The sequence below is a fragment of the Porphyromonas uenonis 60-3 genome (genome assembly GCF_000174775.1).
GTDB lineage: Bacteria > Bacteroidota > Bacteroidia > Bacteroidales > Porphyromonadaceae > Porphyromonas > Porphyromonas uenonis_A.
In genome coordinates, this window is the sequence record NZ_ACLR01000226.1 from 71,062 (window position 1) to 78,806 (window position 7,745).

The following is a 7,745-nucleotide window of genomic DNA, read 5'->3' on the forward strand; positions in this document are numbered from 1 at the left end:
AGTCTACTTGTGGGAAGGGGGGGCTTACAGGTCTAAGAGCCCTTGGGGTATGTGGAGCTGGATGGTTTTGCTCTCAGGATCGATCGTCTCAACGAGCTCCTCGTGGATGGGTATCAAGCGCTGGGTGCCGTCGGAGCTTTCGATGGTGAGGAGGATGTTTTCCGTTTGGTCATTGATCTCTAGGATCGTGCCGACGGCTTCGCCCTCGGGGGTGATCACTCGGAAGCCGATGAAGTGATCCCAGCTATAAGCGACCTCGCTCTCTGCTAGGAGCTCTGTGGGAACGAAGAGACGCCACCCAGTCATCTTCTCAGCGATGGAGCGATCAGCGACATGCGCTAGTGTGAGCAGGTAGCTGTCTCCCTTGCTGCGATAGCTCAGGAGCTGGTACGGGACGGGCAAAGCGTCGATCTCAGCAAAGAGGTAAAAAGCTTCGCTGCTAGGGTCGCTGCAGAGTGTCTCTAGCTCAATGGTCAGATAAGCGGTCAGCTCACCACGCACACCGTGAGGCTTGCCTAAGTGGCCAATGGGCGTGAGCTCTGGTACGGTAAAAGCGGTCGTGCTACTCATCGCGTCTCTCGATGTGAGCGCCTAGAGCGTTGAGCCGCTCGTGTAGATGCTGGTAGCCTCGATCGATCTGCTCAGCATTGTTGACCACACTGGTGCCATCGGCGCTCAGCGCAGCTATCAAGAGAGCGATACCAGCTCGTATATCTGGCGAAGCCATCACAGCGGGACGCAGACGGGTCTGGTGGTCTTTGCCGACGACGACTGCGCGGTGTGGGTCGCAGAGGATGATCTGTGCGCCCATATCGATGAGCTTATCCACAAAGAAGAGACGGCTCTCAAACATCTTCTGATGAATGAGGACGGTCCCCTTGGCCTGTGTCGCTACAACGAGGAAGACGCTCAGCAGGTCTGGTGTCAGTCCTGGCCACGGCGCATCAGCGATGGTGAGGATAGAGCCATCCATAAAGGTCTCTATCTCGTAGCTCTCTCTGGCGGGTATAATGAGGTCATCGCCTCGCTCTATGATCTCAATGCCGAGCTTGCGAAACATCTGCGGGATGAGCCCTAGGTCGGGCAGACCAACGTTCTTGAGCGTTAGCTCGCTTTGCGTCATGGCTGCGATGCCGATGAAGCTACCCACCTCAATCATGTCGGGCAGGATACGATGCGTCGTGCCGTGTAGTCGCTCGACACCCTCGATGGTGAGCAAATTAGAGCCAATGCCCGAGATGCGGGCTCCCATGGAGACGAGCATACGACAGAGCTGCTGTATGTACGGTTCGCAGGCTGCATTGTATATAGTCGTCTTGCCATCTGCTAGGACTGCCGACATGATCACATTGGCGGTACCTGTCACGGAGGCTTCCTCGAGGTGCATATAAGCTCCCCGCAGGTGTGGCACCTCTATGCGAAAGGCTCTACGCTCCTGATCATACTCGCACTCCGCCCCTAGGGTGGCAATGCCGATCAGATGGGTGTCTAGTCGACGACGTCCTATCTGATCACCGCCAGGCTTGGGAAAGACGGCGTGTCTACAACGACCGACGAGAGGACCGACGAGGAGTACGGAGCCACGCAATATCTTGCTCTCATGGAGGAACTGCGGAGAGTCAACGAAGTCTAGATCTATCTCCTGAGCTCTGAAGCGATAGCTGTCGTGGCTGAGTCGTGTCACCTCGACACCGAGGAGCTCTACGAGCTTGATGAGATTGTTGACATCAAGGATGTCTGGGACATTCTCTAGGATGACCTCTTCGCTGGTTAGTAAGGTGGCGGCGATGACTTGGAGCGCTTCGTTTTTAGCTCCCTGTATAGTGACCTCGCCTTGGAGTCTGTGACCTCCCTCGATGATGTAAGATGCCATAAGCTAGTGTCGTAAGAGTAAGAAAGTGTGTGTCTGTATCGGTTAACGTCTAGAGCGGTTGGAACGACCACCACGGTGACTTCCGCCTCTGGAGTTGTTGCCACGTGCTGGGCGCTTGTACTGCCTTCTAGAGCGGTTGCTACCACGACCCTGAGGTATCTGCCGTGCGGTAGCATCTAGCTGGTGCTCCTCTTCGGTCAACACGAGCTTACCGCCAGATAGTTCGTAAAGGTCCTTAAAGATGGTGTAATCATCGACGGCACGCTTATTCCACAAGATGTAAGCCTGCTTCATGCGGTTGGCAATGGAGAGTGCCAATGCCTTGCGCTCGTCACCCTCGGGCATCTCGCACGCTTTCTTGATCAGCTCCTGAATGAGGTGACCATAGTGGCGATAGATGATGTCGTCCTCGGGATAGGACAGAGACTCGGGCGCACCACGGAGCGCCTCCTCGTGAATGGGCTCTACGGGGTAGTCAATGTCTAGCGCAAAGTGCGACATGACTGCTAGGTGATCCCAGAGAACTTTGTGGTCCTCCGACTTCTTAGCCTGCTCGGGCTGGATAATCGCCATCGCCTGGACAATAGCGTGAGCACATCGAGTCCGCTCGTCACGGTCCTCAATGGTCAAGCAGTGGTCTACCATGTGCTGGATATGATGTCCATACTCAGGGAGAGGGATGACCTCGTGGTAGCTCTTCTTGTGGATTGTTTGTATCGTATCTGTCATTGTTGTAATCTGTCGTAAGTTCATTTGTTGAGGCGCTGGCGCATCGCTTTCGTCTCGCTCTCGGAGCCTGGCTTAGCTAGGAGAGCAAACATATTGCGCTTGTAGTCCTCTACGCCTGGCTGGTCAAAGGGGTTGATCCCCATCATATAGCCACTGATGGCGACGGCATACTCCATCGTATAGATGAAGGCGCCAATCGTCCTAGCGTCAATCTGAGGTAACTGCAACTGCAAGACTGGCACACCGCCATCTTCGTGCGCTAAGAGCGTGCCTAGATGCGCCTGCTCATTGACATGGTGCATCGTTTCGCCCGCTAGGTAGTTGAGACCGTCTAGGTTTTGCTCATCTGTCGGGATGGTGATAGTGTCTCTCGGCGTGTCGACGACGATCATCGTCTCGAGGATGTTGTGGGGACCTTGCTGTATCCACTGCCCCATCGAGTGCAGGTCGGTCGTGTAGGTCAGAGAAAGCGGGAGTAGTCCCTTGCCTTCCTTGCCTTCGCTCTCGCCAAAGAGCTGCATCCACCACTGTCCGAGGGCACTCAGACGAGGCTCGAAGGCGACAAGCACTTCGCTCACAGCTCGCTCCCGATAGGCGGCTTGCCTTGTCACGGCATACTGCACGGCTGGGGTCTCTAGCGGATGCTCCGTACTACGATACAGGAGCGCTGTGTCGCTGGCGCCTTGGAGTAAAGCCTCAATGTCAAAGCCTGCCAAAGCAATTGGTAGCAGTCCCACAGGAGTCAGCACGGAGAAGCGACCGCCTACGTTATCTGGTATGACGAAGGTGTCGTATCCCTGCTCGTCTGCTAGGCGACGCAGAGCACCTCTCTTCTTGTCGGTAATGGCAACGATACGTCGCTTAGACACCTCCTGACCATCACGAGCCACTAAGTACTGGCTCAGCATGCGGAAAGCGATAGCTGGCTCGGTCGTCGTGCCACTCTTAGAGATATTGACAATGCCAAAAGGCTTGTCCACCACCAGATCCATCAGATCGTGCAGATAGTCACTACTAATATTGTTTCCCGCAAAGAGTACTTGCGGATGCCCTAGCTCAGGCTGACGATGCGTGGAGAAGTGGTCTCCGAGTGCCTCTATGACCGCTTTGCCACCTAGGTAACTTCCCCCGATGCCTATACATATTATATATAGGCACTCCTGGCGAAGCTTATCGGCTACCGTTTTGACTTGCTTGCAGAGGTTACGCTCGATCGTCTCCTCAGGGAGTGTGAGCCAGCCTAGGAAGTCGCTACCAGCTCCTGAGCCTGTGTGTAGCGTCTGAATCGCTACGAGCGCATCTTGCTCTGCCTGTCGGATGGCCTCAGCCGATAGATGAGCCTGCGCATGTGTTGTGTCAATCTGAATGAGCGATGCGGCTGTCTTCATGGTTGTATTGTGTGTTAGGTTAAAAGGTCTAGTCCGTTAGCGGAACTTGAGCGAAAGCCGCTCGATGGTTTCCTTGGCCGACTGCTTATTATAGAGTATCTCGTAGACAGCGTCCATGATCGGCATATTGACTCGGTAGCGTGTCGTGTTAAGTTCGCGGACACACTTAGCTCCGTAGTAGCCCTCCGCCACCATCTCCATCTCTACCTGCGCAGCCTTGACACTGTACCCCTTGCCAATCATCGTACCGAAGGTTCGGTTGCGACTATAGTTAGAGTAAGCAGTCACAAGCAGATCGCCTAGATAGACCGAGTTGGTGATGACACGATGGTTGAGCAGGTGCACCGTATTGACAAAGCTATTCATCTCAGCAATCGCATTGCTGATGAGGACGCTCTGGAAGTTGTCTCCGTAGTTGAGTCCGTTGCATATACCCGCAGCGATGGCGTAGATGTTCTTTAGTACCGAGGCAAACTCGATGCCGACCACATCGTCCGACGTAGTGCAGGTAATGTAGTCACATGAGAGCGTGTCAGCCATCAGATGCGCCAGCTCATCGCTGTAAGACCCTGTAGTCAAGTAGCTCCGACGCTCCTGCGCCACCTCCTCAGCGTGACAAGGACCACTCACCACACCGATCTGCTCCTTTGGCAAGGAGAACTCCTGGATAAGGAACTCTGAGACCAAAAGGTTTTCGTCAGGCACGATTCCCTTGACCGCATTGATAACCAGCTTGCCACGCATGCTACTACGCTTCACCTTCTTGAGGTAGTGCTTGATGTAGGGCGAAGGGGTCACCAAGATGATGGTGTCACTATTGCGAAAGAAAGGGTTGATCGAGCCCTCTGTGTAGAAGGTTATCCGATCCGTATCAAAGGCAGCACTAGAGAGGTAGTCGGGGTTATGCCCCGTAGCCTTAAAGCGCTGCACCTGATCATCTCGACGCACATACCAATTTATCTCAGGCGTAGACTCTAGAGAGATCTTAGCCAGTGCAGTAGCCCAGCTACCACTACCTAGTATGCCTATGCGACCAATATCCATATTGACTGTACCGTATACACGCTATGCCCTCTAGCAAGAGAGAGCTATGCGTGAACTATGATTATTTCGTAGACTCCTCGCCCACCCACTTGGATATTTCCTCCAGTGCGGGAATCTGCAAGCCTAACTTATACTTCTTATTGATATCCATCATCTGCTGCATCACCTTGCCAGGAGCTTTGCCTGCGAGGTCTGCTACAGTGAGGTACCCAGCCTTCTGCAAGAGTGGCACCCACGTTTTGTCAATGCCAACGGCTTCGTAAGCCTCCTCTTTGTCACGCTTAGGCTGTATCTCAGGACGCATCTGTGGAAAGAGCAATACCTCCTGAATACTCTCCTGACCAGTCAGAAGCATCACTAAACGATCCATACCGATACCCATACCAGACGTGGGGGGCATGCCAAACTCTAGAGCACGTAGGAAGTCGTGATCGATATACATCGCCTCATCATCTCCCCGCTCGCTCAGACGTAGCTGATCCTCAAAGCGGTGACGCTGATCTATCGGATCATTGAGCTCTGAGTAAGCATTGGCCAGCTCCTTACCATTGACAAATAGCTCAAAGCGCTCTGTCAGATCGCTCCTATCGCGGTGCTCCTTAGTGAGCGGAGACATAGCCTTCGGATAGTCTATGATGAAGGTGGGCTGTACCAAGTTTGGCTCAGCAACTGCGCCAAAGAGTTCGTCGATTAGCTTACCGACACCCATCGTTTCATCTATCTCCACGCCCTTAGCTTGGCACACCTTGCGTAGCTCAGCCTCGTCCATGCCATCTATATTGACCCCGCCATACTCTTGGATAGCGTCAATCATCGTGAGGCGACGATAGGGAGGCTTAAACTCTATCGTATGCTCTCCTACCTGAATGGTCGTAGAGCCTAGCACCTCCTGACAGATATGCTCGATCATCTGCTCCGTCATCTGCATCATCCAGCGGTAGTCCTTGTAGGCGACATAGATCTCCATGCAGGTAAACTCAGGATTGTGCGTTCGGTCCATACCCTCATTGCGGAAGTTACGGCTAAACTCGTAAACGCCCTCGAAGCCACCCACGATCAGTCTCTTGAGGTAAAGCTCATTAGCGATGCGCAGGTAGAGCGGTATGTCAAGCGCATTGTGATGTGTCACAAAAGGACGAGCCGCAGCGCCACCAGGGATAGACTGCAGCACAGGCGTATCCACCTCTAGATAGCCACGTGAATTGAAGAAGTTGCGCATCGACTGGAAGATCTTCGTACGCTTCATAAAGATGCCCTTTACCTCCTCATTGACTATCAGATCCACATAGCGACGGCGGTAGCGAAGCTCAGGATCGGTAAAGCCGTCAAAGACCTGATCGTCCTTAGCCTTGACGATAGGGAGCGGACGTAGCGCCTTGCTCAGCAAAGTCAACTCCTCGGCATGTACCGAGATCTCACCCGTCTGGGTGCGGAAGACAAAGCCCTTGACACCGACGATGTCGCCAATGTCGAGAAGCTTCTTAAAGAGCTTGTTATATAGATCCTTATCCTCTCCAGGGCAGAGATCATCGCGGGTCACATAGACCTGTATACGCCCCGAGGCATCTTGTAGCTCCATGAAGGAAGCCTTGCCCATGATGCGTCGACTCATGACACGACCAGCGATGCTCACCTCCATGCGAGGCGCATCATCTTGATATTGGGCCTGTATCTCCTGAGCATGTGCCGTCACGACATACTCGGCTGCAGGATAAGGGTTGATGCCCATCTGACGAATCTCGTCTAGGCTGTTGCGACGTGCTATCTCCTGATCACTAAGTTCTAGTAAGTGTAAGTCCATAAACTGTAGTTAAGTATAAAAACGCTTCCACCCGCTCTGAGCATGCAGTCCAGGTGGTAAAAGCCTACTTCCTTCCATCGGATTAGCCAGGAAGGCAAGATCGGCTCAAGCCAGCTTACGGGGTATCTATGATACACCCTCTGCAAAAGTACTCATTTTAGGCCTCACTACCAAAAGCGTACCCCTCCGACCCAGGGCTGACGCATTATATATAGTTATTGCTGTCCAGTGAAAGCTTTTTGAGGGGACATCGGGTAGATCGTTCTGCAGAAATGAGCTAACTATCAGTACCACTTGGGTGAAACTAAAGTTCCATACGGGGTGAAACTAAAGTTTCCTAGGTGTGAAACTAGAGTTCCCTAGGTATGAAACTAGAGTTTCCTAGGTATGAAACTAGAGTTTCCTACGAAGAAAATGTCCTCTTCCTGAAAAAAGTACACAGTTGGGAAGGTGTTACTGAGATGGTACACGGGTTATTTTTGTTAGTCCTGTGAGTGTACTCATCTGTTAGTTTTGCTCCTGCTGGGGTACACGACTTGTGGTCGTTTTTACTGCGGAGGTACACAAAGATAGCTCTTTGTTGGGAGTTAAGCGGCATGGGCTCGGAGCTTTGAGGCTCGGAGCTGTTGGGGAATTGTTCTTAGAAATCTGTTTCTTAGATGGTTGTGTGGTTAGAGGGTTGGGGTAATCTGGTATGAGCATCTGCATCGGAGTCTTCTTGTTGAGGGCTCGATGAGGACGCGCTGTGTTATAGAGAGCAATCGTTTGCGAGAGGATCTCTCGAACTTCTTCTATGGGTTTGTCCTCAAAGTTGTAGAGCCAGTCGTTCTTGATGATCCCGTTAAGTCGCTCTGCCATAGCGTTGTGGAGAGGGTTGCCTGTCTGGGTGACGCTGGTTACGATGCCTAGG

Annotated in this window: 7 protein-coding genes; all 7 read right to left on the reverse strand. The window is 52.8% G+C overall.

Annotated elements, in window-relative coordinates; translation table 11 throughout:
* Window positions 1–24 precede the first annotated feature (24 nt).
* The gene (gene rimM / locus PORUE0001_RS09240) at window positions 25–570 is read right to left on the reverse strand and encodes a ribosome maturation factor RimM (protein WP_007366180.1); all 546 of its coding nucleotides are present in this window, start codon (window positions 568–570) and stop codon (window positions 25–27) included.
* Complete coding sequence (gene murA / locus PORUE0001_RS09245; RefSeq protein ID WP_007366184.1) at window positions 563–1,873, reverse strand: UDP-N-acetylglucosamine 1-carboxyvinyltransferase; 1,311 nt, start codon at window positions 1,871–1,873, stop codon at window positions 563–565. The genes rimM and murA overlap by 8 nt, the downstream gene beginning before the upstream one ends.
* 42 nt (window positions 1,874–1,915) lie before the next feature.
* Window positions 1,916–2,626 (reverse strand): DUF4290 domain-containing protein, encoded by a 711-nt coding sequence (locus PORUE0001_RS09250; RefSeq protein WP_007366128.1) that lies wholly within the window; start codon window positions 2,624–2,626, stop codon window positions 1,916–1,918.
* Window positions 2,623–3,990 (reverse strand): glucose-6-phosphate isomerase, encoded by a 1,368-nt coding sequence (locus PORUE0001_RS09255; RefSeq protein WP_007366146.1) that lies wholly within the window; start codon window positions 3,988–3,990, stop codon window positions 2,623–2,625. Before PORUE0001_RS09255 ends, PORUE0001_RS09250 begins: the two co-directional genes overlap by 4 nt.
* 36 nt (window positions 3,991–4,026) lie before the next feature.
* Entirely contained in the window at window positions 4,027–5,034 is a 1,008-nt protein-coding gene (locus PORUE0001_RS09260; protein ID WP_007366179.1) for an NAD(P)H-dependent glycerol-3-phosphate dehydrogenase, read from the reverse strand.
* Window positions 5,035–5,095: 61 nt separating this feature from the next.
* Window positions 5,096–6,835 carry a lysine--tRNA ligase gene (gene lysS, locus PORUE0001_RS09265; RefSeq protein ID WP_007366140.1) on the reverse strand — a complete coding sequence of 580 codons (1,740 nt, stop codon included), beginning with the start codon at window positions 6,833–6,835 and terminating at the stop codon, window positions 5,096–5,098.
* 507 nt (window positions 6,836–7,342) lie between these two features.
* Window positions 7,343–7,745, reverse strand: a 403-nt coding sequence (locus PORUE0001_RS09850; RefSeq protein WP_007366132.1) for an integrase core domain-containing protein, incomplete at its 5' end; no start/stop codon positions are given.